The organism is Dyella sp. PARNA 12/25, assembly GCF_055702865.1.
This window is the reverse complement of record NZ_JBVQCI010000002.1, coordinates 9,903-32,916: the sequence shown is the minus strand read 5'-3', so window position 1 is coordinate 32,916 and position 23,014 is coordinate 9,903. Positions and strand designations below refer to the sequence as shown.

At 61.4% G+C, this 23,014-nt stretch carries 20 protein-coding genes; 14 read left to right on the top strand and 6 right to left on the bottom strand.

Annotated elements, in window-relative coordinates; all coding sequences use genetic code 11:
• The first annotated feature begins 28 nt into the window (after window positions 1-28).
• From bcsE to AC0GUR_RS04650, 6 genes are read left to right on the top strand one after another with little or no spacing between them, the layout of a single operon-like run.
• Window positions 29-1,804: a cellulose biosynthesis protein BcsE gene (bcsE, locus tag AC0GUR_RS04675; RefSeq protein ID WP_472876318.1), complete on the top strand. Its 1,776-nt coding sequence runs from the start codon at window positions 29-31 to the stop codon at window positions 1,802-1,804.
• Window positions 1,801-2,004: a hypothetical protein gene (locus AC0GUR_RS04670; protein ID WP_472876317.1), complete on the top strand. Its 204-nt coding sequence runs from the start codon at window positions 1,801-1,803 to the stop codon at window positions 2,002-2,004. The genes bcsE and AC0GUR_RS04670 overlap by 4 nt, the downstream gene beginning before the upstream one ends.
• On the top strand, window positions 2,001-2,807 hold the full coding sequence (gene bcsQ / locus AC0GUR_RS04665) for a cellulose biosynthesis protein BcsQ (protein WP_472876316.1): 807 nt from the start codon (window positions 2,001-2,003) through the stop codon (window positions 2,805-2,807). Before AC0GUR_RS04670 ends, bcsQ begins: the two co-directional genes overlap by 4 nt.
• Window positions 2,804-5,371: a UDP-forming cellulose synthase catalytic subunit gene (bcsA, locus tag AC0GUR_RS04660; protein WP_472876315.1), complete on the top strand. Its 2,568-nt coding sequence runs from the start codon at window positions 2,804-2,806 to the stop codon at window positions 5,369-5,371. Before bcsQ ends, bcsA begins: the two co-directional genes overlap by 4 nt.
• Window positions 5,372-5,382: 11 nt before the next feature.
• Complete coding sequence (gene bcsG, locus AC0GUR_RS04655) at window positions 5,383-6,966, top strand: cellulose biosynthesis protein BcsG (RefSeq protein ID WP_472876314.1); 1,584 nt, start codon at window positions 5,383-5,385, stop codon at window positions 6,964-6,966.
• On the top strand, window positions 6,963-7,157 hold the full coding sequence (locus AC0GUR_RS04650; RefSeq protein ID WP_472876313.1) for a hypothetical protein: 195 nt from the start codon (window positions 6,963-6,965) through the stop codon (window positions 7,155-7,157). Before bcsG ends, AC0GUR_RS04650 begins: the two co-directional genes overlap by 4 nt.
• Before the next feature lie 3 nt (window positions 7,158-7,160).
• Here AC0GUR_RS04650 and AC0GUR_RS04645 read toward each other — a convergent pair whose 3' ends face one another.
• Both AC0GUR_RS04645 and AC0GUR_RS04640 read right to left on the bottom strand, forming a co-directional pair.
• Window positions 7,161-8,747: a GGDEF domain-containing protein gene (locus AC0GUR_RS04645; protein WP_472876312.1), complete on the bottom strand. Its 1,587-nt coding sequence runs from the start codon at window positions 8,745-8,747 to the stop codon at window positions 7,161-7,163.
• Window positions 8,748-8,960: 213 nt separating this feature from the next.
• Window positions 8,961-10,370, bottom strand: coding sequence for a MipA/OmpV family protein (locus tag AC0GUR_RS04640; protein ID WP_472876311.1), 1,410 nt, complete (start codon window positions 10,368-10,370; stop codon window positions 8,961-8,963).
• A 253-nt stretch (window positions 10,371-10,623) separates the two neighbouring features.
• Here AC0GUR_RS04640 and AC0GUR_RS04635 point away from each other — a divergent pair, with 253 nt between their 5' ends.
• Both AC0GUR_RS04635 and AC0GUR_RS04630 read left to right on the top strand, forming a co-directional pair.
• A complete protein-coding gene (locus AC0GUR_RS04635) occupies window positions 10,624-11,082 on the top strand; it encodes an outer membrane lipoprotein (protein WP_472876310.1) in 459 nt (152 codons plus the stop codon).
• Window positions 11,083-11,159: 77 nt separating this feature from the next.
• The gene (locus AC0GUR_RS04630; protein WP_472876309.1) at window positions 11,160-11,633 is read left to right on the top strand and encodes a DUF6491 family protein; all 474 of its coding nucleotides are present in this window, start codon (window positions 11,160-11,162) and stop codon (window positions 11,631-11,633) included.
• Window positions 11,634-11,664: 31 nt separating this feature from the next.
• Here the strand turns inward: AC0GUR_RS04630 and AC0GUR_RS04625 are convergent, their stop codons facing one another.
• On the bottom strand, window positions 11,665-12,306 hold the full coding sequence (locus AC0GUR_RS04625) for a glutathione S-transferase family protein (protein WP_472876308.1): 642 nt from the start codon (window positions 12,304-12,306) through the stop codon (window positions 11,665-11,667).
• Between the two features lie 192 nt (window positions 12,307-12,498).
• Here AC0GUR_RS04625 and AC0GUR_RS04620 point away from each other — a divergent pair, with 192 nt between their 5' ends.
• Window positions 12,499-13,482 (top strand): hypothetical protein, encoded by a 984-nt coding sequence (locus AC0GUR_RS04620; protein WP_472876307.1) that lies wholly within the window; start codon window positions 12,499-12,501, stop codon window positions 13,480-13,482.
• A gap of 18 nt (window positions 13,483-13,500) precedes the next feature.
• On the opposite strand, the gene AC0GUR_RS04615 is transcribed toward AC0GUR_RS04620, so the two are convergent.
• Window positions 13,501-13,920: a hypothetical protein gene (locus AC0GUR_RS04615; protein ID WP_472876306.1), complete on the bottom strand. Its 420-nt coding sequence runs from the start codon at window positions 13,918-13,920 to the stop codon at window positions 13,501-13,503.
• A gap of 168 nt (window positions 13,921-14,088) precedes the next feature.
• Here AC0GUR_RS04615 and AC0GUR_RS04610 point away from each other — a divergent pair, with 168 nt between their 5' ends.
• Window positions 14,089-14,736: a hypothetical protein gene (locus AC0GUR_RS04610; protein ID WP_472876305.1), complete on the top strand. Its 648-nt coding sequence runs from the start codon at window positions 14,089-14,091 to the stop codon at window positions 14,734-14,736.
• Between the two features lie 17 nt (window positions 14,737-14,753).
• Here AC0GUR_RS04610 and AC0GUR_RS04605 read toward each other — a convergent pair whose 3' ends face one another.
• A complete protein-coding gene (locus AC0GUR_RS04605; RefSeq protein WP_472876304.1) occupies window positions 14,754-15,239 on the bottom strand; it encodes an iron chaperone in 486 nt (161 codons plus the stop codon).
• A 170-nt stretch (window positions 15,240-15,409) separates the two neighbouring features.
• Here AC0GUR_RS04605 and AC0GUR_RS04600 point away from each other — a divergent pair, with 170 nt between their 5' ends.
• Window positions 15,410-15,859 (top strand): helix-turn-helix transcriptional regulator, encoded by a 450-nt coding sequence (locus tag AC0GUR_RS04600; RefSeq protein WP_472876303.1) that lies wholly within the window; start codon window positions 15,410-15,412, stop codon window positions 15,857-15,859.
• A gap of 37 nt (window positions 15,860-15,896) precedes the next feature.
• Entirely contained in the window at window positions 15,897-16,307 is a 411-nt protein-coding gene (locus AC0GUR_RS04595) for a VOC family protein (protein ID WP_472876302.1), read from the top strand.
• Between the two features lie 101 nt (window positions 16,308-16,408).
• Here AC0GUR_RS04595 and AC0GUR_RS04590 read toward each other — a convergent pair whose 3' ends face one another.
• Window positions 16,409-17,176, bottom strand: a complete 768-nt coding sequence (locus AC0GUR_RS04590) for a bestrophin-like domain (protein ID WP_472876301.1) — start codon at window positions 17,174-17,176, stop codon at window positions 16,409-16,411.
• Window positions 17,177-17,485: 309 nt separating this feature from the next.
• On the opposite strand from AC0GUR_RS04590, the gene AC0GUR_RS04585 reads away from it, so the two are divergent.
• Both AC0GUR_RS04585 and AC0GUR_RS04580 read left to right on the top strand, forming a co-directional pair.
• Window positions 17,486-21,979 (top strand): PAS domain-containing hybrid sensor histidine kinase/response regulator, encoded by a 4,494-nt coding sequence (locus AC0GUR_RS04585; RefSeq protein ID WP_472876300.1) that lies wholly within the window; start codon window positions 17,486-17,488, stop codon window positions 21,977-21,979.
• Window positions 21,972-22,934: a diguanylate cyclase gene (locus AC0GUR_RS04580; RefSeq protein WP_472876299.1), complete on the top strand. Its 963-nt coding sequence runs from the start codon at window positions 21,972-21,974 to the stop codon at window positions 22,932-22,934. Before AC0GUR_RS04585 ends, AC0GUR_RS04580 begins: the two co-directional genes overlap by 8 nt.
• The last annotated feature ends 80 nt before the right edge of the window (window positions 22,935-23,014 follow it).

The window sequence follows — 23,014 nt, the reverse complement described above, 5'->3', positions numbered from 1 at the left end:
TGCCGATGCACACACTGGGACGAACGTCGTGACGAACCCATCACCACCAGCCACTGAACGGTTGCAAGCCCAGGGCTACCGTGCTCGCCTGCGCCTGAATCAGTCGCTCGCTATCGACGGGCTGCCACCGTCGCTGGCTGGGCTTGCTACTGGGCGCGTCTATGCGGTCTACGCGAATCGCTCGCCTGCGCGCGATGCGCTGTTCTGGAAGACGGCCGCCAATGCGCTGGTGACGCCGGTCACGGTGGTATCCACACGCGCGTCGCAGGACATTGCGCAGGCGCTGCGTCAGCACGGCCTTGATATTGATCAGCCAGGCACCGTACATCCGCGCTCCAACGTCTTCAGCCTGCACTTGTCGCCCGACCGGGACGGTTGCGAGATGCTGATGGAATCGCTCCAGGCGCTATCGGATCAATGTGCCTCGCCTGCCACGCAGTTTTTGGTGGAAGGGGTGGCGGCGTGTTTTGCCTGGGACGATCGCGCCAAACTGATCCGGCAGGGGGCGGCATTGGCGGAGTGGTGTGCGCAGACACGCCATACCGTGTTGATGGTGATGCTGCCGCCGTTGGTGGATCAGAGTGAAGGTTTTCTGCCGTTGACGGATTTCCAGATCCAGTTTGCTGGCGCGGCGCAGCTGGTACACGATCAAGGTGAATACCGGTGGGAAGTGGTGTTTTGGCGTGACCAGCGCGATGCCCTGACCGCCGTGCAATCGATTCCCTTGCGCTTCTCGGCGGAAGGCCACCGTCTCGTCGCGGTACTCGACCCTGAGAAGGGTCATGGCTCAGGCATCGGCATGCTGGCGCCCGACGAAAACGTTGTGATGGTGGCGCAGGAGGCCATCGCCAACGAGCGATCCGTGCCCAAGAACTGGCAGGTGCTGTCCGATAACGAAGTGCTAGTCGGTGCCGCCAGTCATGCAGTGGCCGCCACCGTGATTCTGCACTTCGGTATCAACGTCAACCTCGCCACGCTGGCCAAGCAGGTGAACTATCTGCGCCGGCAGTGCGGCAAAGCCCTCAAGATTCTCGTGCGCGAGGACAACATCAGCATCCGCTATGAGTTGGTGCTGCTGACCCTTGGCGCCAACGCCATCATTCCGCGCAACACACCGTTTGCGCAGGTCGAAATCATCGTGGACAGCGTGCAGGGTCAGTTGTTCTCGCGCCCTGTGCCGGACGACTATCACGCCTCGCTGGCCGCAGCCATGCGCGATTCGACCACTGGCTACGTGCCGGCCCAGCGTTTCGTGACGCTGGTGCGCGAAGCGGTTGAACGCAGCCGTACCGTTCGCTTGCCGAACGTGCTGCTGCAAATGCCGCTGGGCCTGGACGTCGCCGCCATCGACGCCTTGAAAGCCTGCCATATGCGCCGCACGGGCGATTTGTGCACGGCTAGCGGCGACAGCGTTTACCTGTTCTTTTTTGCTTGCCATGTCGATGACGTGGGCAAGGCGATGGAGCATGTCTTTGAGCGGCGGCCAGCCGATTTGTTTCGGGGCGAGCTGCGTTGCGGTGACCGTGACACGATCTTCTCCGTGCTCGGTGACCTCGAGCGAACCATCGCCGAGGTGCCTGCGCCCGATTACACCGGTCTGGTGGAGCGGGCCCAGCCGATGCTCTCGACCACCGTGCCCAAGGAGCCGGAGGCAGCACCGGAAGTAGCCGAAAGCGCGCCAACGACCATGCTGCCCATCTGGGGCACGCTGGATGCCGCGTCACCAGGGACTGAAGCTGCCGCCACGCGACGACCTCCGCGTGCGGCGTCGCTGCCACTGAAAACCCGGAGGGCAGGGCCGTGACTCCGTTCTTTGGTTATTTCGTCTGGGGGCTGATGCTGGCAGCACCCCTGTGGTGGCTGGCGTGGCGTCTGCATCTCAGCTACTGGCTGCCGCGCTGGCGTTCCCTGTTGCGGCGTCGCTCGGTGAAGCTGCCGCCGTATATCGAAGGCCTGGTCATCCTCGGCAAACGCCAGCAGGGAGGCGCGAAGGAGAAGGCATGAAGACCATCGCCATCATCGCTGCGGTGGGCGGTGCGGGACGCACCACGTTCACTGCCGAGCTCGCCGGTCTGCTGATGGCGCGCAAGCATGCGGTGCTTGCGGTGGAGTGTGATCCTCGCAATGTGCTGACGTTGCATGCCGGTTTGCGTGAGCCTGCCCGCCAAGGTCTGGTACGGCATCTTCTGGCGCCGAGCGACGACTGGAGTCAAGCCGCGCTGCAAAGCGAGGACGGCGTGTTGTGGTTGCCCTGGGGCGGCGTGCGTGACGACGGCAGGGAGCCTGATGCCAAGCAGACCGCGGTCATCGACGCCACGCTGCATGATCATCCTGGTTGGTTGCAAGAGCTTTTGGCCCAGGTGGATCTCCCTGCGCCTGGCATCGCCTTGGTGGACACGGCAGCCTGGCCTTCGATCCACGCCACACAGGCGATCCAGGCGGCGGATCTGGTGCTGGTCGTGCTGCCGCCCGATGTGCAGGCGGCCGCGACGCTGCATCGTCTGCGCAATGAACTCAATGCTATCGGCAAGGCCGCCGTGTACGTCGCCAACGCCATCTCGCCGGCCTCGCAGCTGCACACGGATATGCTGGTGCTATTGCGCGACACGCTGGGTTCGGCCCTGTCGACTTATCGCATTCATGCCGATACCGGTATCCCCGAGGCGCTGGCGCGCGACGAAAACTTCTGCCGCAGCGCGCCGCATTCGCAGGCGGCGCACGACCTGCAGGGCCTGGCGTCGTGGTTGTCGCAATGGGTGAAGGACGCCTCCCAATCCAGCACGCCGGCGGCCGGAGGTGCGACGTGACCGGCGCAGTCGTTACGCCCCTGAAGGCACGCTTCAAGCACCTGCTGGCCCGTCAGCTGGGCGTCGTCGACGACGCCGGTGGCAGCGAGTGGTTCGTGCGCCTGCTGTTTCGACCGCCTCGCCCGGGGCAGCGCGACTGGGTGTTGCAGTGGTTCCAGGGATTGGAGCGACGCTTGCGCAGCGAACTCGATGTCAGTGCCGATGCCGGCTTCGGTACCTGGATCAAGCGACTGTTCTTCCGGCCGCCGCGTCGGCGCGTGCGTCTGGCGGCCAACCTGCGCAGCATTCGCCACCATCGTGGTGCGCGGCGCGGTTCGGTGTTCTTCGGTCGACTGAATACCTGGCTGCAGCCGGCCTACGGCGTGGTCAACAAGGTGGGTAACACGGTGTCTTCCCGGCTGCCCAAAGTACCTTGGGGTGGTGTGGGGGAGCGCATCGCCAGCTGGTCCGAAGTGCTGGATCGTTTGCCGCATCTGAAGATGATCATCCTGGTGGCGGCGTTTCTCGTGGGCGTGGCCTTCTGGACCACCCCATTGCAGCTGAGCGAGCAGTTCCGCCTTTCCATTGTGATCGTCGCGGTGATGCTGGTGGCGCGCTTCATTCCTGGGCGATGGCCGACCATGCTGATGGTGTCGTTATCCATCCTCATGACCGGGCGCTACATGTGGTGGCGCGTGACGCAGACGCTCAACTTCGCCAGCCCCATCGAAGCGATCTTCGGGTATCTGCTGTTCTCGGCGGAAATCTATACGTGGATCGTGCTGTTCTTCGGCTACATGCAGACGGCCTGGCCGCTGAACCGTCTGCCCGCACCCTTGCCGGCGGACACAAGCAGCTGGCCTACGGTGGACGTCTATATCCCCACCTACAACGAACCCATGACGGTGGTCAGCCCCACCGTGTTGGCGGCAAAAAGCATGGATTGGCCGGCCGACAAGCTGCGCGTGTACCTGCTCGATGATGGCAGTCGCGAGGAGTACCAGCGTTTCGCCGAAGAAGTGGGTGTGGGCTATATCACCCGCGAGGAACATCACTTCGCCAAGGCCGGCAACATCAACAACGCGCTCAAGCTGACCAGTGGCGACTACATCGCCATCTTTGATTGCGATCACATACCGACTCGCTCGTTCCTGCAGACCACGATGGGCGAGTTCATGGTGGACCCCAAGTGCGCCATCGTGCAGACGCCGCATCACTTCTTCTCGCCCGATCCGTTCGAGCGCAACTACGACACCTTCCTGCGCATTCCCAATGAGGGCAGCCTGTTCTACGGCCTGATCCAGGACGGTAATGATTTCTGGAACGCCACGTTCTTCTGCGGCTCCTGCGCGGTGATCGCCCGCGCTCCACTGGAAGAAGTGGGCGGCATCGCCGTGGAAACCGTCACCGAGGATGCGCATACCTCGCTGAAGATTCACCGTCGCGGCTATCGCACGGCTTATCTGCGCATCGTGCAGGCGGCGGGGCTGGCGACTGAAAGTCTCTCGGGTCATATCGGCCAGCGCATTCGCTGGGCGCGCGGCATGGCGCAGATCTTTCGCATTGACACGCCGCTGTTCGGCAAGGGGCTGAAGTTCTTCCAGCGCATTTGCTACAGCAACGCCATGCTGCATTTCTTCTACGGCATTCCCCGCCTGATCTTTATCCTGATGCCAAGTGCCTTCCTGTTCTTTGGCCTGCATGTGTTCAATGCGGACGCGGTGGCGGTCATGGCGTATGTGTTGCCGTATCTGTTCATCTCCGGCATGGCCAATTCGCGCATCCAGGGCCTGTACCGACACTCGTTCTGGGCCGAGGTCTACGAATCGGTGCTGGCGTGGTACACGGTGCTGCCCACCACGGTGGCCTTCATTAATCCCAAGAAAGGCAAGTTCAACGTCACCGCCAAGGGCGGCCTGATCGAGCAGGAGTATCTGGATTGGGGTACGTCCAAGCCGTACGTCTGGCTGCTCGCCATCAACCTCATTGCCATGGTGGCGGGCATCGTTCGCATCTTCACCGTGCAGCGCGACGAGCCCTTTACCGTGCTGATGAACATGTTCTGGGCCTTGTTCAATGTCGCCATGCTCGGCGCAGCCGTGGGCGTGGCCAAGGAGACCCGGCAGGTGCGCGTCTCCCATCACGTGCCGTTACGCGTGCCGGCCACCCTGGTCCTTTCCAACGGCAAGACGCTTGCCTGCCATACCCAGGACTATTCGACCGGTGGTCTCGCCATCGTGTTGCCGGAGCCCATGCAGATGGAGCGTGGCGAAGCGATTGGCGTGGCCTTGTCGCGCGGCGAAATGGATTACTACTTCCAGGCAGTGGTCGCGCGCTGCAGCGGCGTGCATCTCGGCCTCAAATTCGAGGAGTGGTCCTTTGAAAAAGAAACCCAGCTGATTCAGTGCACCTTCGGCCGTGCTGATGCCTGGGTTCGCTGGGAAGAGGGGCTGGTGCCGGATTCGCCGCTGCACAGCTTTTTCGAGGTCATCGAGATGGGCATCCAGGGTGTATTGCGACTCATCGATGCCAGCCTGGATGCCCTCGGCGCGGTGTTCCTCCGTCGGCCACGCCAGCCGGGATAACGGGATAAGCCATGGGACTGTGGAACCTCTACTTCATCGCCAAGATATATCTGGCCTCCATCGGCACTCTCAAGCCGATCTGGTGGCTCAATCTGCTGTTTGCGCTGGCGCTGCTGATTCCGTTGCAACGTCGGTGGCAGCGCAACACTCGGCTCGGCCTGGCCATGGTGGCTGCCTTCGCGCTTGCCTATAGCGAGGCGGACCTGCCACCCATCAGCTATGCGGTGAAGCAGCTCTCGGGCTTGGCGGGTTTTTCGCCCACCTATCTGCTGGAGCTCATGAGGCGTGTATTCAAGCCTGCGATGGTCTACGTGCCGATTGCAGCGGTGCTTGTATACGCCGTTATCAATCGCTGGGTACGCGTCACCACTCTGGTGTTGCTTGCGTTGATCGTGTTTCCCTTGTGGGAGGGTATGGGCTCGTTGGTCGCGAAATCAGCGGGTGGCGCCCAGCAAACGGCCAGTGAAAGTGCTGGCCCGAAAGCTGGAGATGCCGACGCCACCACTGGGAGCTATGACGATCAGCTGGCTGCGTTCTACCGCAACGAGAAGAATCGTCACGTCACCTTCCAGCCGATGAGCGCCGTCCCCAGCGCGCAGTTCGACATTATTGTCATCCACATCTGTTCGCTGTCATGGGACGACATGGATGTCGTCAACATGCGCGACAACCCGCTGTTCAGCCGGTTCGATTTCCTCTTCAAGAACTTCAGCAGCGCTGCGAGCTACAGCGGCCCGGCGGCGATACGGTTGTTGCGTGCGTCCTGCGGGCAGCAGCCGCACAAGGATCTCTATGACCCGGCACCTCAGGAATGCCACCTGTTCTCCGACCTTGCGGCGGCGGGTTACGACGTTCAGTTCCTGATGAATCACGATGGCCGCTTCGACGACTTCCGTGGTCTGATAGAGCGCGAGATGGGTCCCCCGGGGATACAGCCTTTGTCTCGCCAAGGCTTGCCCGAAGCGCTGCAAGCCTTCGACGGTTCACCGCTGGTGGGTGACTATGATGTGTTGGCGCGTTGGTACCAGTCGCGTACCAACGGAGAGGCTCGTCCGGTCGCCCTCTACTACAACACGGTGACGTTGCACGACGGTAACCGCATTCCGGGCAAGGCTGGCCTCACTAGCCTGCAGTCGTATCCCCTTCGCCTGAAGTCATTGCTGGATGATGTGGATCGCCTCATTACGCTGATACAGCAATCCGGGCGCAGGGCGGTGCTGGTGTTTGTACCGGAACACGGTGCGGCGTTGCGTGGGGATGCAGGGCAGGTTTCCGGTCTGCGCGAAATCCCGACGCCGCGCATCGTCAATGTGCCGGTTGGCGTCAAGCTGATCGGGCTGCCGACAAGCACGAATCAGCCGAGTCACACGGTGGTGATCGATGCACCAAGCAGTTATCTGGCACTCGCGCAGCTGATGTCGAGTTTGGTGGGTAACAGCCCGTTCGGTACTGGGGCGCCCACACTGCAACAGTACGCTGCCGACTTGCCGCAGACGCGCATGGTTGGCGAGAACGAAAACACCCTGACCATGAAAACGCCGCAAGGCTACGTGATCCGCACACCGGACAATGTGTGGATGGAGGGAAAACCATGACACCCGAACGCAGCGGGCGCGCCAAGTTGATGCCCAGCGACATCGATACTTATGCCCAGTACGTTGGCAACATGGACCCTGCGCGCTATTACGACAGCCAGGCTCAACAGGTACGAACCGCTGCATCACTCCGTTGGCCACTGCTCGCAGCGCTGCTCAAACCCCAAGCGAAGCAGGCGCCCCAGGGATAGCCATCAAGCAATGGTTTCCGCCTCAATACGGTCGCGGCCGTTGGTTTTCGCTTGATAGAGCAGGGCGTCAGCGCGTTGCAGCAAGTCGTCGATGTCGGGCGCGTCGGCCCGGCGCGCAAACGCCACGCCGAGGCTGGCGGTGAAGCTGAATACCTCGCCGTTGGTGGCAACGATCTTCTCGTGACGAAGTCGCTGGCGTAACCGTTCTGCGAGTTGCAGAGCTTGCGAGGGCTCGCTGACACGTAGCAGTGCCACGAATTCCTCGCCGCCAAAACGCGCCACGATATCGTCCACGCGCACCGTGTCGCGGCACACATTGGCAAACTTCACCAGCGCGCGGTCACCACTGTCATGTCCGTAGGTGTCGTTGATGCGCTTAAAGAAGTCGATGTCCAGCATGATGAGAGCCAGAAACGGTTCGTTGTCATGCTTGTCCGAGCGCCGCACCCTCAGCACCTTGACCCGGCTTTCGAAGGCGCGCCGATTCAGCAGGCCGGTGAGCGGGTCGGTTTCCGCCATCACCCTGAGTTCGCCAATCAGGCGCTTGCGCTCCTTTTCCAGCTTCACGCGCTGCGCGTCGTTCGCCTTGAGTACGGCCAACGCCCCGAACATATCCTTGATCTCGCCGATGTAGCCCGACTGCGGAATGGCCACCGACGCGTCCCCCGAGGCAATGGCGAGGATGGATCGCCTTGCTTCCACAAAGGGGTGAATGATCTTTTGCCGAAAACGCCAAATTAGGAACAGTAGTACCGCCGTCAGTACCGCCGCAAACAGGCCTGCGCCCAACAGCAGCATCAGATGCCGGTGAAGGCTGTCCTGAATGGTCTGTCCGGTAAGCAGGAGGGCCGCATCGCGAAAATGGTCGATCGGGTCGAGTGTCGGGCTGTAGCGGTCCATGAACTGGTCAACGGTGGTGTCCGTTATGTCGGAATGCCTTGCCTGGCTGCGCAATTGCTCGACATACGCAACGCCATCGCCGAAGTAACGTCTGTCGATCTCGTCCAGATAGTTCTTGAGCTGAGGCGAAAGACCTCGGACGCCGGTACCAAGTAGCCCCCGCAGTTGCTCGATACCGCCGAGTGCCCGCCCCATGTCGAACGACTCCTCTTCGGTGAGCGTTCGCTGATACTCCAGTGCCGGCATGAGGTGATAACTAAGCAGACTGGCTTGCTCACAGAGCATCGCAGCGAGGCGCGAGACGAGCAAATAGCTTTGCACGTCGGCGTTTTCTCGGATCACGCCCATGGAAGTGGCATTGGCAATCGCCGCGAGTTGCGGGATGACGTTGACCAGCTGGTCGAACGCATTAAGGGTCCTTCCAAAGGGCAACTTGTCTTGCGGCCGCACTGCAAGAACGTCCACCCGCCGCCTTGCCACCATCAGATCTGCTCTCGCCTGTCTCAGGGCCGGGATCTGCGCCGCGCAGCTTCTGCAGCGAGTGTTACTGAGCGCGACCTTGAGTTCATCGAGTCGTTGATCAGCAGACTGGCGAGCCTTTTTCAATGCATCGATCTGCTCGGCGGATGCACTGCCATTTCGCTCAAGCACCTCAAATGCGGGGAGACGCTCGCCAGAAATGGCCGCCATGGCTCGAAGTGTTGCCTGCACCGCGACAAACTCGGTTTGCGCCTCGTGGGCATCCCAATAGCCTTGCCACTGATCCACAAAGCGCCATGCGACCAGGGCCGCAAGTACCACGTAGATGGTGGTGACGATGCGACGAAAGCGCCAGTCGATCGAGTCGCCGGACGACATTTTCAGGGGCATGGCAGTACGTCACCTCGCGTCCGTTACGCTGCACTAGTTGAGCCCCATCTCGATGTACGTGTAGATGTAGTTCGATCCGCCGTCGACGTTGCCCAGCACGCGAGACGACGCAAAAATGCCCGACCGATGCGATACGCCAAAACCAAAATAGGTACGGCTGAGTGCCTTGGAGCGGAAGATGTCGCCGACGTTGACGTCGATACTCGGGTCCAGGTAGTTGAGGAGGCGTGATGTTTCGCGCTCACGCCGTTGCTGGCTGCTAATTTCGGTGTATGGCACGTTCGCCGCATAGGAGACGCCGTAGCCGAAACCCAGGCGCGTCTCCACCCACCGGTTCCACGGGAACCCGTAGAAGAACGCCTTCACGTAGATGTCGATCTGCGGGCCGTTGGTGGCCAGCCCGCGGTTGTTGTGGAAGGTCAGGCCGAGATAGCCGGTGAAATCCAGCGGCCAGTCCAGAAAGCGCCTTATAAAAGGCTTGCCGACCTGAAAGCCGGCGATGTCGGTCGGGTGCTCGTTGTCCAGAGATATGCAACTCAGGGCCATGATCTTGACCAGGTGGCACCCGGGCCCGGCGGATCGGCCATAGAAGAACTTCAAGTAGGTGGGGGAGCTGTCATCGGAGAGCGCCACGTTGCGGAAGCTGCCGAAGTCGTAAACGGCGCCCAGATAGACAGCCGGCTGGATACCGTCGCGAACGATGGGACTTTTGCGTATCCCACTATCCAGATAGGTGGCGGAAAGGCCGGTGATCAGGCGCGTATTCCGGGTCAGAGCATAGGTGGCGTAAATGCCAAGCGTCGCGTTTACACCGCCGCCCGGCTCGTAGAAGGGGCGCGTTGGCGTGGCCTCGGATTGTTTTACGCCATAGTAGTAATTGTTTAGGTTGGCATCGCGAAAGGACAAGGTGAAGTCTGGCCTTAACACCCATCGTGAAAATCGCCAGTCGTACGAGTACCCAAGGCGCACTTCCGTGCCGTGCGAGATACCGGTGATGTCATGCAGCACTGACGCCCGCAGTGTTCCCCACGAAAACTTGTTGGCATAAGCCACGGCCAGGTCGCCCGAGGTCGTGCGTAAATCCATGCCCGCCAGCACGCCGTGCGCCTGCTCATGGGGAAAGCCCTCGAGCCGTTGGGTGATATAGACGTCCCAACGCTGGGTGTCATCCTGGTAGAGCTTGAAGCCAAGGCGGTCTGCACTGAGGTAGAGATGTTCACCCTCGTACAGATACAGCGGAAGAAGATCGGTGCGATTACCGGAGTCTTTATAGGGGGATATCTCAGTACGGAGCACAAAGCCAAGGCCTGCGCCACCGGGCTGGTCGATGAGATCATTGATGTGATCGGTGCTCGTTTGCGCCTGCGTCTGGAAGGTCGTGGACAGGCCAATCAGCACCATGGGCAGAGAGAGGCGGCGAACCATACGAGATAGACGGATCATTTCCCTCGCTCTCCTATCCGGGTCACGTCATCGCACGAGATGGGAATTTGTCCCCTACTATCCGTAGGCTTTCGTGAAGCCGCCATCTAATTGGCCGTCCACCATGAAGGCTGAGTGCCGGCGACCGTTCACAGGACCCCGTTGCCAAATTCACAATGGCTTTATCAAGCTTGAGGCCATGATCATGCAGTGGAACGGGTCGGCGACGACGCGGCAGTGTCGCTGTACGGTAGCACTTAGGCGGAGCACGCGAGTGAAAACCTCCAAGATTGCCATGGCTGTGCTGGTTCTGGTTTGTGGGGTGATGTCGGGTTGTGAAACGAATCCCACGCCCAATACGTTCAACCGATCCGAGGTCGGTGTCGCGCGATCCGTTCAACCAGGCACGGTTACCGGCCTGAGGGACGTGACCATCCAGAGTGAGCAGCGCGGCGTCGGTACGGCCACCGGAGCTGCGATAGGCGGTATCGCGGGCAGCACCCTAGGTGGAGGCAGTCGTGCAAACGCGGTAGGCGCCATCGCCGGTGCCGTGGCTGGTGGTGCGGCAGGCAATGCCATGACGCGTGGAGCGCGCGCGGGCGTGGAGGTGACTGTTCGGTTGGATACCGGCGCCACCATCGCGGTCACGCAGGACGGTAACTCCGGCCAGTTTGGTATTGGCGACCGCGTTCAGGTCTCTTCTGACGGCAACACGACTCGCGTCACCCGCTGACGATTGTCCGGTCACTGATGGCGTAGCGCGACGGTGACCCATCTGGTTTCCAACGCACCATGGACGAGGCTAGCCCTATGCGCCGAGCACTTCTCGCTACGCTGACGGTTGGCATGCTGTTTGGCTGCGCCCAGTCGCCTACATTGAGCACGCAGGATCGGCTGGAGCTGTACCGGCAGCATGCTGGCCCGCAACTTATGTCATTCCGGCTCGACAACTTCATGGGTACGCACAGTTGGACGGCGCTCGGGAGTTCCGCGTTGGCCCTTCGGGCCAGTGGCAGCACGTACCTGATTGAACTGCGCGGATCCTGTACCGGTTTGTCCACGGCTCCGCGCATCCAGCTCACCAATCAGCAGAGCCAGATTGTGACGCGCTTCGACAGCGTAATCCCGCAGACAGCGCCACAAGCCGTCAACCGAAGCGCCTGTCGCATCAATTCGATACGACAGGTCGATATGCAGGCCGTGCGCGACACCAAGGCTGAAATGCGCGATGCCGAGCTGATCGACCGGTCCACAGTGCCGGCTGAACCGGATCAGGGCAATTGACCATCCGGTGATGGCGGCCTGAGCTGGGAAGTCAGTCCGCAGCCGCGAAATGGGCCAGCTGGTCCGCGTGCGCCCTCACAAAAGATGGGCGCGCCGTGGCGCGTGCGACATAGGCGCTGCAGGCGGGGTAGGCCGCCAGTCCGTCGAACCGATCGACCAGGCGAAGCACGTCCGCCATGGCGATGTCGGCGACTGAAAATTCGCCAGCCAACCATTCCCGTTTAGCCAGCACCGGCTCCATGTGCTGAAGCCGAGCCTTGAGGAACTGTTCCAGGTGCCTGCGCCCCGGCGTTTCGCTGGTGTCGCCGGAGAACAGGAAAATGGACCACGGCAGGCTCGCCATCTCTACGGAATTGAGCGCCGCGAACAGCCACGCCATGACCTCGCTGCGGCCGAATGGATCGGCAGGCATCAGTACGTCACTGCGTTGACCAAGGTAGAGAAGAATGGCGCCGCTCTCGAAAATCGAGATCTCGCCGTCGGTCAACCAGGGCACCTGGCCGAAGGGCTGATGTGCCAGATGCGCGGCATCGCGCTCGCCACGGAATGGCACGCTTTCGACGCGATAGGGCAGTCCGGCCTCTTCCAGCGCCCAGCGCAAGCGCAGATCGCGCACGTAGCCACGGGGTATGTCGGGCACCCAGTCGTAGGTGGTGATGATCAGGTCGGTCATTCGGGCCTCCTTGGAACATCGCAAGCGCGAAATCGACGGCCGCTCGCTGGCAAGCTGACACGCCCATGCTGCAGGGCCGGTGACCAACGTAGCTTACGCCACTCATGACTTCCGACCTCGATGACTACAGGCACGTTGTATCCCGCCCCGCTCATCCCTGAGCCTATGCGCAAGCAATGAGGGAGCGTTGTCATGTCACTGATGTGGAGCTTGGTCACCGCGGCTGGACTAGCCGCTTCGCCTGCTCAGGCTTACGAGGTGCCCACGGTTTACGAGGCGGGGCATTTCTTTGCTACGCCTGAAACCGTATCGGGGCAGACATTGAAACTGACGGTCGACACGGGAGGCGGGGGTGTCGACGGCTTGTACATGCTCAGGTCGATGGCCGCTGCCCGCCTTAAGTTGAAGGCTGGTCAATGCACGGTGGATGGCGTAACCGCGATCACGACCGCCGTTCCCACCTTCAAACCTGACCGAGGCATTCCTGCACCCATCAGTCGTTGCGATGGGGTTTTGACGCTGGAGGATCCGCACCCCATCAGCAATGCGGATGGGTTGCTTGGTTCGAGCTATCTCAATGGCCGCGTCTGGACGTTTGACTACCCGGCGAGGAAGTTGATTCTCCAGGGCGACAGCTGGACGCCGCCAACAGGCGCGCACCCTTACACCCTGGGTTTCCGAGCAGACGCCAATGGCCATCGGGTTCAAGCCTTTCCGCGCGTGGTGATTCGTGTGGAAGGCCAGCCGCTCGACATGCTTCTGGATACGGGGGCTACGGCCATTCCGAGTGATTCAGGCAAGCAGATAACCGGCACGGCAACGGTCGATGGCACCGGTGTTACCAGCTACATCACCACGAGTCAGCTGGAGCGCTGGCATGCGGCGCACCCCGAATGGCGTGTGGTGGAGAATGGCGACAAGGTGATGCCGGCCCGAATCATTCAGGTGCCCAGGGTGGAGATGGCAGGCTGGGCCGTGGGCCCGACATGGTTTACCGAACGCCCGGATCGTGCCTTCCACGGCATGATGGCTGCGATCATGGACAAGCCACCGGAAGGTGCGGTCGGTGGCAATGTGCTGCAGCATTTCGTGATGACCATCGACTACCCCAAGGGCATCGCCTATTTCGGCTGCACCCAGGATTGTCGTGTGATCGCTGCGCCCTCGAGCCGTTGAGGGCGCAAGTCAGCGAGATCACGCCGCCTGCTGCAGGTTCAGCTGTCGCAGGGCAATACCCAGGCCGATGCGATAGCTACTGCCAATGTCGCCTTGGATGATGACAGTGGCGATCGGCGCATGGTGAAACCCAGCGTCCAGCTCAGCGCCACTTTCTTCGTGGACCTCGACATAAGGCGTGTTCAATGCATCAAGCGCGCCGTCCAGCCCTGCCTCAGGGTGGTTCTTTGCCTGATAAGCCAGATCGCCAAGATCGAGCAGCATGAATTCGGTGGTGCCCGCTTTCGTTGCGCGCACCTGAGCGATCAGGCCGGGCAGGCAGCTGCACGGGCATAGTTCCAGGGTGCGACCCGAAGCGTTCACCAACTGCTGCAGTTGGCGCAGCTGGTCGGTGCCGGGGGCGTGAGGGTGCGGACCCTGGATGATCCTTATACTCATGGCGTTGTATATATCTCTGCGGCCGGGATAGGGTGTGCAGATCTTCCCTGTGAGTTGCGTAAAAGCGCTATGGCGCAAGGGCGGAATTGAGTAAATTCTCCGCAAATCGCGTGATGGGGTAGGGCAGCGACGGTCGACCGCAGAGTCGACCTGGCCCGGGAGGTGCGAATGTCACTACCGGAAAACCATTCTCAGGCCGTAACCGGCATTGGCTTGCGCGCATACAAGGGCGGCGCTGTGGCCGTGTGTGTGGCGGTGGCAGCGGGGGCCCCTCGCGTCGTGCTTTCCACGGTGCTCAAAACCTGCGCCGAAGGTGACCGGCTGGCTTTCGAGCCCTATCGCCAGGCATCCGACATGCCTCGTGCGCCAGATGGCGGTGCGTCAGCCGAGGCGGTCGCCGTGGTGGCGGAGGGGCGCAAGCGCCAGGACCAGTTGGCGACGGGCGGCTTGAAAACCATCGTTCAACAGTTGGAAGCGGCGGGATATCCGCCAGCCATCACCGCATTGCTCGTCAATCGCGCCGGCTGGATCACCGATCTGCTCGGCTACAGCCTCGCATGGGCGGAGCATGTGCCGGTTGCCGAAGCGCTGGCGGTGCGTGACGCGCTTCGGTTTGCATCCGGTCAATGCAGCGTCCCGGTGACGGAACTGGATGAGAAATCGCTGCCGGACCTTGCCGCTGCGATGCTCGACAAATCACCCACCGATATCGCTACCCGACTCAAAGCGCTTGGCGCGCCCATGGGAAAGCCATGGCGCAAGGAGCAAAAGCTGGCCTGCCTGTCAGCGTGGGTTGCGGTGACCAGGCTGCACTGAAGGCTGGATGCTCGTCATCAACTCAAAGCCTTCGTCAGGAGCGCCGTGATGCGCGCCTCATCAGCGGCAGTCAACGCCATCAATGCGAAGGCTGTTGGCCACATGGTGCCGTCATCGAGCCTTGCCTCCTGCAGAAAACCAAACGTCGCATACCTCGTTTTGAACTTCTGCCCGCTTTGAAAGAAGCAAAGGACTTTTCCATCCTTCGCATAGGCGGGCATGCCATACCAGAGTTTGGGCGACAGGGTCGGTGCGCAGGTTCGAATGAGGGCGTGCAGCCGCTGGGCCAATGCGCCATCGGACGCTGGCATCTCGGCGATCTTGGCGAGCACCGCAGCTTCATCGTCGCCCTTGCTGGCACGTTTGCCGCGGCGCGCGGTGGCTTTCAGCTCATCGGCGCGCGCTCGCATGGCGGCCTGTTCTTCTGCGGTGAATCTTTCCGAAGGCCGTTGGGTGGCCGCACGTTTGCTGGCCGGTTTGTCGGGGCTCTTTTTCTCGGGCATGAGTGTCTCCTTGGTTGACTCTGTTTCATAGAAAGCAGACTTAACGCTGATGTCACTTCGGATACAACCCGCGGAGATGGCGAGGCGCAGTTTCCGACATCTCATTCAGGGATGTCTCTAACTCGCCCCTGCACTTGAGCCGCCCGAAACGACGTGACACGATCCCGAGAATGAGCAAGCGACCCGCGGCAGCACAGCAACTGCGTGACCTCGCACGATTGCGACGGGTCCGCGATCGTATCGACCGGGAATATGCGCAGCCTTTGGATGTCGAGGCGCTTGCGCGTGGTGCGCACATGTCGGCAGGGCACCTCAGCCGCCAATTTCGGCTTGCTTACGGTGAGTCGCCCTATAGCTATCTGATGACACGCCGCATTGAGCGAGCCATGACGTTGCTGCGCCGTGGCGATCTCAGTGTCACCGACGTTTGCTTTGCGGTGGGTTGCGCGTCGCTGGGTACGTTCACCACGCGGTTCACCGAGCTGGTCGGCATGTCCCCCGGCGTTTATCGGCGCCAGGAGACCCATGCCATCGCGGAGATGCCGCCCTGTGTGGCACGACAGGTGGCGCGACCGGTCAGGAATCGAGAAGCGCCGGTCGAAGAGCCGGAACTAGACTGAGCCCATGGACTTCACCCACCACTGAGAGAAAAGCGCCATGGATATCACGATTCACTCGAGCTTCCTCCCGCAGAACGACCCGGACGCCGCCCTGGCGTTCTACCGCGACACCCTCGGCTTTGAAGTGCGCAACGACGTGGGGTATGCCGGAAAGCGCTGGATCACCGTCGGCCCTGCGGGCCAGCCGGCAACCTCCATTGTGCTGTATCCGCCCGAGGCCAGCCCGGGCATTACCGACGAAGAGCGCCGCACCATTGCCGAGATGATGGCCAAGGGCACCTTCGGCATTGTTCTCCTGTCTACCAAAGACCTCGCCGGTGCCTTTGAGCAGTTGCAGGCGCGCGATGCCGACATTGTCCAGGAACCCACCGACCAGCCATACGGGGTGCGTGACTGCGCGGTGCGTGACCCGGCGGGCAACATGATCCGCATCCAGCAGGCGCGCTGAGTCGTTTGATTGTCCAGTTGGCGCAGCGGGCCTGCGCAGACTGCCGGGAAACAGGGGCGGTTCACTCTCCGGCGGGCGGACGAGTGAACTCGCCTTATCCGTTATGACGAGGGGAGAGTTGCCTGAAGTGCCCTCAAGTTTGGGGCACCCACGTGGATAACGCCTCCCCGAGGGCTGTCGATATCCGCAATCAGCATGAATGACACGGCGACTAGTAACGGAAGCACAAACATCATCGCGGGTTCTTTGGTGAGGCTGTGCCCACCGATGCCCACGAGCAAGTTGCAGCCGAGCGCGATGGCCACCATCAGCACCCACGCCGCGACGGGAATGCGGTTCCACCATGCGGCCTGGGTGTAGCCCTGCGAATTGAGCACGTCATTCATACCTGCGACCACCAGGGCGATGATGGGGGTGGGCTGCTGGCTGGCCGCCGGCGTCACTGCGCTCCACAGGCTCGCCTGTAGCTCATTGGTACGTGCGTTGATCGGCGGCAGCAGATCCCTGCTCCTGGTTTCGTAGAACTTGATACGTTGCTCGAGATACTGGACTAGCAGGGGACGCGCCTTGGCGCCATCCGCGGCTGGCAGCAGATCGAGACGCACGTACTCCGTGCCAATGGCGTTGGCTTCCGCCTCTTCGTAGTTCTTACGCTGGTCGTAACGGCTGATGGCCATGGAGAAGCTGAAGCCGATGATCAGCGCGAGCAGGGTCAGTGTTGCGCCCTGCAGCACATTGAAGGCATCACGCTCGTCGGACGCCACATGGGGATGGCGTTGTGAAATGTACACGCCTATGCGCCCTGCGACCCAAAGCGAAACGAGCGTTGCAACGAACACCACCAGCGGGTGGTCAAGGCTGAAGCCCATCTTGTGTTCTCTCCCTGTGATAACTGAATGAATAAGACCGTGCTGCCAACCCTGCCTGCGATTCCGTCGAATAAACGTGAGCCAGTCATGACGGGTGGCTGCCGGCGAACCGGCTGAGCCCCTTCAGGTCAAGGATTCTGGCGTGTGCTGCCGGTCGCGATATCCTGCGGAAGGCGATGCCCTGGATGCTTATGACCTGCTGGCTCACGGTCAGTCACGAGGGGCGCCATCTTCATGGAACCGGAATGCCGTGGAGGGACATAATGCGCAGCGCCGTCTCTCAGCGGCCCATCAATGACGGGGGAAGGCGTGGCACGGAAACTTGGCCCATTATTTTGGTCGGTGGCAGTGCTGGTGCTGTCGTGGGGTGCTACCGCCGCCGTTTGCTGGCGATTGCTGGCGAGTAACCACCAGGCGGTCGAGCAGCGGCTGAATGTCACCGCCGACCAGATCTCGCAAGACTTGCAGTCGCGTTTCCGTCTTTACGATTACGGCCTTCGAGGTGTGCGCGCCGCGATGATCGCGGTCGGCTTAAGCAACGTCAGTCACGACACCTTTTCACGCGCCATGCAGTCGCGCGATCTTTCTTCAGAATTCCCCGGGTCGAGGGGGTTCGGCTACATCGTGAAGGTGCCCGAGAGCGAGCTGGCCCGATTTGTGGCCAAGGCACAAGCAGACAGGGGCAGCCCGTTTCACGTGCGTGAACTTGCCGATGTCACGGGCGATCGATTCATCATCAAGTATGTGGAGCCGGAGTCACCCAATCTGGCGGCAGTCGGCCTCGATATCGCATCCGACCCCAACCGGCGCGCGGCGGCACTGAGCTCCATGGCATCGGCGCATGCGACGCTTACCGGGCCGATCACACTGGTGCAGGCCACTGGCGCGAAGAATCGGGGAGCCCTGTTTTTGCTGCCGATCTTCCGATCGTCACAGTTGCCGGAGCCCGCGCAACGCAGCGAGGAACTGGTCGGCTGGGTATATACCCCGTTGGTCACCGACGAGATCCTGGCGACCTTTGCGCGCTCCTTTCCGGGTCTGTCTCTCAATATCAATGACGTGACCGGAGGCGGTAGCGCGGAAAGCGTATTTGCTTCCGCGCCGGCTAACGGCCATGGACAGGTGGACCACGAGCTTACGCGAGACATCTCGATATATGGCCGTACCTGGCGCCTGGATATCACGCCCAGTGCGGAGTTCATCAAGGGGCTGGGATTACCTGACCCGGTCGCTCAGGCGGTCTGGATGGGTATCGGCGGCGCGCTGCTCGCGGTGATCGCAGCGCTGGTGGCGTATGCCACGTCGCGAAGGCGCCGCTCCCTGGTGCAGCGGGCGCGACTGGCCACCATTGTCGAAGACTCGCATGACGCCATTATCGGCACGGCGCTCGACGGCACCATCATTGAATGGAATCGCGCGGCCACTCGCCATTTCGGCCACGATGCCGAGCAGGTCCTTGGCAAGCCACTCTCGGATCTCATCGTGCCCCGGCGATATCTCGACGAGGACAAGGACATCTTGCGGCGCGTTTCAGCGGGTGAAAGCGTTGTCATCGGAGAGTCCGTGCGCCGGCACGCCGACGGCTCGATGCTGTACGTCGAAGTTTCCGCGTCGCCGATTCGCGACGAGCGCCAAACCGTCATTGGCGTGGCGACCACCTTGCGCAACATTACCGACCGCAAAGCCGCGGAGCGCCGGGTGCGCGAGCTCAACGCCACGCTTGAGCATCAGGTGCAACAGCGCACGGCTGAGCTGAAGGCGGTCTCGGCGTTGCATAAAGCGGTTCTATCAAATGCGGGTTACGCCATTTTCGCCACGGATACCCACGGAAAGATCTCCCTGTTCAACCCCGCCGCCGAAGCCATGCTCGGCTACACCGCGCAAGAGTTGATCGGTGAGGGGTCACCTCTGCAGTTTCACGACGAGGCAGAAATCATCTTCCGTGCAGAGGCGCTGGAGACAGACTTGGGCCGCCCGATTCGCGCGGGCTTTGAAGCGTTGATTGCCAAGGCCCAGCACGCCCCCGATGTGCACGAGTGGACCTATGTGAAAAAGAGCGGCAAGCGCGTTCCTGTGCTGCTCAATATCAGCGCCATGAAGCGGGACGATGGCTCGATCGAGGGCTATCTGGGCGTCGCAGCCAGCCTTGAAGAACTGAAACGACGCGAAAACGCGCTGGCGATCAACCAACGCAAGCTACGCGGCCTGTTCGAGCTTTCGCCACTCGGTATCGCGCTGACGGATGAGTCCGGCAAGCTGGTCGAGTTCAATCCGGCGTATCGCAACCTGACGGGTTACAGCGATGCAGAGCTGATGCAGATGGACTACTGGCATCTGACACCGTCGGAGTATCTGCCGCAGGAACAACATATTCTCGCCACGCTTGAGCAAACCGGGCGTTACGGTCCCTACGACAAGCACTACATACGCAAGGACGGCAGCCGTGTGCCTGTTCGTCTGAATGGCGTGGTGCTGCGTATCGATGACAAGCCCTTCATCTGGTCCATTGTCGAAGACACCACCGACCAGCGTCTGGCCGAAGCCACCATGGTGAAGGCCATTGCGGCGGCAGAGGCCGCCAGCCAGGCGAAGAGTGACTTCCTCGCCAATATGAGTCACGAAATCCGCACGCCGATGAACGCCATTCTTGGCATGCTGCAACTGCTGCAGAAGACTCAGCTCGATACCAAGCAGCGGGACTACACCCAGAAAACCGAAACCGCCGCGACCACGCTGCTGGCCTTGCTCAATGACATCCTCGACTTCTCCAAGATCGAGGCCGGGCGCCTGACGCTGGAGTTGCACGAGTTCGACCTCGACAAGCTGCTGCGGGAAATTGCCGTCATCGTCAGCGCCAACATCGGCAGCAAAGATATTGAAGTGGTGTTTGATATTGACCCCAGTATCCCGAGCTGGCTGGTGGGCGATTCGCTACGGCTTCAGCAGGTGCTGATCAACCTGGCCGGGAACGCAGTCAAGTTCACCCAAGTCGGCGAGGTGCGATTGCAGGCCAGGCTGGTGCGACGGACGGGCGGTAGCGTGGGGGTTCACTTCGAAGTCCAGGACACCGGTATCGGCATCGCCGATGAAAAGCTGGCGACCATTTTCGAAGGGTTTTCGCAAGCCGAAGCATCTACCACTCGCCGGTTTGGCGGCAGCGGACTGGGGCTGGCCATTTGTCGTCGGCTGGTCGAGATGATGGGCGGCGAACTGCATGTTGAAAGTCAGCTGGGAGTTGGCAGCCGGTTTTATTTCAACGTAGACGTACAAACCACGGAGCGACCCATTGGCGTATCGGCCGACGTCATGAGCCAGCTCCGGGACCTCAACGTGCTCGTGGTGGATGACAACGCCAGCGCGCGCACCATCCTTGCCGAGATTGCCACCTCGCTGGGGTGGCATTGCGACGTCGTGGCAAATGGTGCCGAGGCCATTCAACGAGTGGCCGCCAACGAAGATCAGGCTGCGGCCTACGACGTGATCCTGATGGACTGGTCGATGCCGGGCATGGATGGTTGGGAGGCTGGTCGCCGTATCCGTGACCTGTGCCCGCCTGACAAATGTCCGCTGATCGTCATGGTGACCATGCACGAACGCGAGGCCGTGGCAGAGCAGATGTCCTCGGCTAGCGTTGCGATGGATGGCTTTCTGGTGAAGCCGGTCACCTCATCCATGCTGCTGGATGCGGTGGCCGACGCGCTTGCGTCCAGGACGCCTGTGCTCCCTGCATCCCATGAGCCCGGCCGACAGGGCGAGGCACCAGGCCGTCTGGATGGCATGAGCATTCTGGTGGTCGAGGACAACGCGACCAATCAGCAGGTGGCCAAAGAGCTTCTGGAGTTTGAGGGCGCCGTGGTGGATGTCGCGAGCAGTGGCATTGAAGCGCTCAAGACGATCGAAGGCGGTGTCCACTTGCATGACGTGGTACTCATGGATATCCAGATGCCGGGCATGGACGGCTTCACCGCGACCCGTCACATACGGGCCATGCCAGGCATGGAAACCCTGCCCATCATCGCGATGACCGCAAACGTGCTGGAGAGCGACCGATTGGCATGCCTAGAAGCAGGCATGAACGATCACCTGGGCAAGCCGTTCGATATCGATGTACTGGTAAATACAATTCTTCATTGGACACGAGGGCGCGCGCACGCGGCCGGCGAAAGCGCTGCACCCGAGCCAAAGCTCCCACCGACGAAAGCATGGGTGGATGCGGAACTCGACTATATGGGCTCGCTTGCGCGCTTCGGCGGAAGAGAGGCGCCTTATCACGCCGCGCTGAGAAGCTTTGAGCTATCCGCGCAGGAGGCCCTGATAGAGGTCGCCGTGGCTCTCGAGAACAACGACACAACGCAAGCAGCCAAGGCGCTGCACACATTGAAGGGCGTGGCGGCAACCATTGGCGCCAATCGTCTGTCGGCCATGGCGGGCTCCTATGAGCGCGAGGTGTCCGCTGGCTCCATGCAGTCAGGCGAAAGTGCAGCCGTAGGCCACCTGACGGAACTGACCGAGCGCGTTGTTTCGTTGATCGGGCAGATCCTCAAGGTGCCCGCCGGGCACGCGCAATCAGCGGTTGACCTTCCGCTGGATCGCGAAGCACTCGCGGAACTTGCAAAGCTTCTGGCAGCTTCCAACATGTCCGCCGTCGATCATTACGAAGGGATGCGAGGCCAGTTTGCGTCGGCACATCCGGATATCCAACAGCAACTGGACGACGCCATGTCGCTGCTGGACCTGAAGGCAGGGTTGCGCATCTGCAATGAGTTGCTCGGGGCGCACAACAAGGAACGTCCTCATGAATGACCACTTCGGTTTTACGTCACCGCAGCCCATGGCTGTCACCGCCCGACCCAAGCTGCTTATCGTTGACGACCAGCCGGTGAATATCCGCGCGCTGCACCAGATCTTTGCTGGTGACCACGACGTTTTCATGGCCACCAATGGATCGGATGCCATCGCCTTCTGCGAATCATCGCAACCCGACCTGGTGCTGCTGGACGTGGTGATGCCAGAGCTGAGTGGTCTCGATGTCTGTCGGGCCCTCAAGGCCAATCCCGCCACCGCTGACATCCCGGTGATCTTCGTCACCTCGCTCAATGATCCGGAAGAGGAGAGTGCATGCTGGGACGTCGGTGCCGTCGACTTCATCACCAAGCCCATCAATGCAAAAACCACCCGCAATCGCGTTCGTGCCCACCTCACCCTGAAACATCAGGCGGACATACTCCGCCAACTGGCGTGGGTTGACGGCCTGACTGGCATCCCCAACAAGCGGCAGATCGATGCGCGCTCGGAGCAAGAGTTTCGTCGCTGCAAGCGCGAAGAGCTCCCGTTGGCAGTAGCCGTTGTCGACATTGATTACTTCAAAGCCTTCAATGACACCTACGGCCACCTGGCCGGCGACGATTGCCTGCGCGGTGTGGCGCAAGCACTCCAGGCATCGTTACATCGGCCGGGTGACTTTGTGGGGCGCATGGGTGGCGAAGAATTCATCTGCATCTTCCCGGCCGCCACGTTGCATGACGCGACGGAACTGGTGCAGCGCCTGGATGCCGCCACACGTGCGCTGCGCATACCCCATGTGAGTGGCATTGATGGGCAAGTGACCGTATCGATCGGCGTCGTCAGTGGCGTGCCGCAAGGTGACCTGATCATGGCTGCCCTCGTGGAGCAGGCTGACAAAGCCCTCTATCAGGCCAAGCAGCAAGGGCGCGCGCGCGTACATGCCGCTCAGGTCGACATGGCGGGCGCGATTTAAGCGCAACGTCCCCAGCTGAAGCCTGTCGCACTAAGCTGGGGCGCTGGCTGCGACTTGAAGAGCCAGCGCACGCATCCACG

What these genes read in the sequence shown, in the direction of transcription:
- AC0GUR_RS04620 (WP_472876307.1), top strand. Translation starts at nt 12,499, where the DNA reads ATGTCACTGATGTGGAGCTTGGTCACCGCGGCTGGACTAGCCGCTTCG.
- AC0GUR_RS04600 (WP_472876303.1), top strand. Translation starts at nt 15,410, where the DNA reads ATGAGCAAGCGACCCGCGGCAGCACAGCAACTGCGTGACCTCGCACGA.
- AC0GUR_RS04580 (WP_472876299.1), top strand. Translation starts at nt 21,972, where the DNA reads ATGAATGACCACTTCGGTTTTACGTCACCGCAGCCCATGGCTGTCACC.
- AC0GUR_RS04625 (WP_472876308.1), bottom strand. Translation starts at nt 12,306, where the DNA reads ATGACCGACCTGATCATCACCACCTACGACTGGGTGCCCGACATACCC.
- AC0GUR_RS04645 (WP_472876312.1), bottom strand. Translation starts at nt 8,747, where the DNA reads ATGGCGGCCATTTCTGGCGAGCGTCTCCCCGCATTTGAGGTGCTTGAG.
- AC0GUR_RS04640 (WP_472876311.1), bottom strand. Translation starts at nt 10,370, where the DNA reads ATGATCCGTCTATCTCGTATGGTTCGCCGCCTCTCTCTGCCCATGGTG.
- AC0GUR_RS04615 (WP_472876306.1), bottom strand. Translation starts at nt 13,920, where the DNA reads ATGAGTATAAGGATCATCCAGGGTCCGCACCCTCACGCCCCCGGCACC.
- AC0GUR_RS04610 (WP_472876305.1), top strand. Translation starts at nt 14,089, where the DNA reads ATGTCACTACCGGAAAACCATTCTCAGGCCGTAACCGGCATTGGCTTG.
- AC0GUR_RS04605 (WP_472876304.1), bottom strand. Translation starts at nt 15,239, where the DNA reads ATGCCCGAGAAAAAGAGCCCCGACAAACCGGCCAGCAAACGTGCGGCC.
- AC0GUR_RS04595 (WP_472876302.1), top strand. Translation starts at nt 15,897, where the DNA reads ATGGATATCACGATTCACTCGAGCTTCCTCCCGCAGAACGACCCGGAC.
- AC0GUR_RS04630 (WP_472876309.1), top strand. Translation starts at nt 11,160, where the DNA reads ATGCGCCGAGCACTTCTCGCTACGCTGACGGTTGGCATGCTGTTTGGC.
- bcsQ (WP_472876316.1), top strand. Translation starts at nt 2,001, where the DNA reads ATGAAGACCATCGCCATCATCGCTGCGGTGGGCGGTGCGGGACGCACC.
- AC0GUR_RS04650 (WP_472876313.1), top strand. Translation starts at nt 6,963, where the DNA reads ATGACACCCGAACGCAGCGGGCGCGCCAAGTTGATGCCCAGCGACATC.
- bcsG (WP_472876314.1), top strand. Translation starts at nt 5,383, where the DNA reads ATGGGACTGTGGAACCTCTACTTCATCGCCAAGATATATCTGGCCTCC.
- AC0GUR_RS04590 (WP_472876301.1), bottom strand. Translation starts at nt 17,176, where the DNA reads ATGGGCTTCAGCCTTGACCACCCGCTGGTGGTGTTCGTTGCAACGCTC.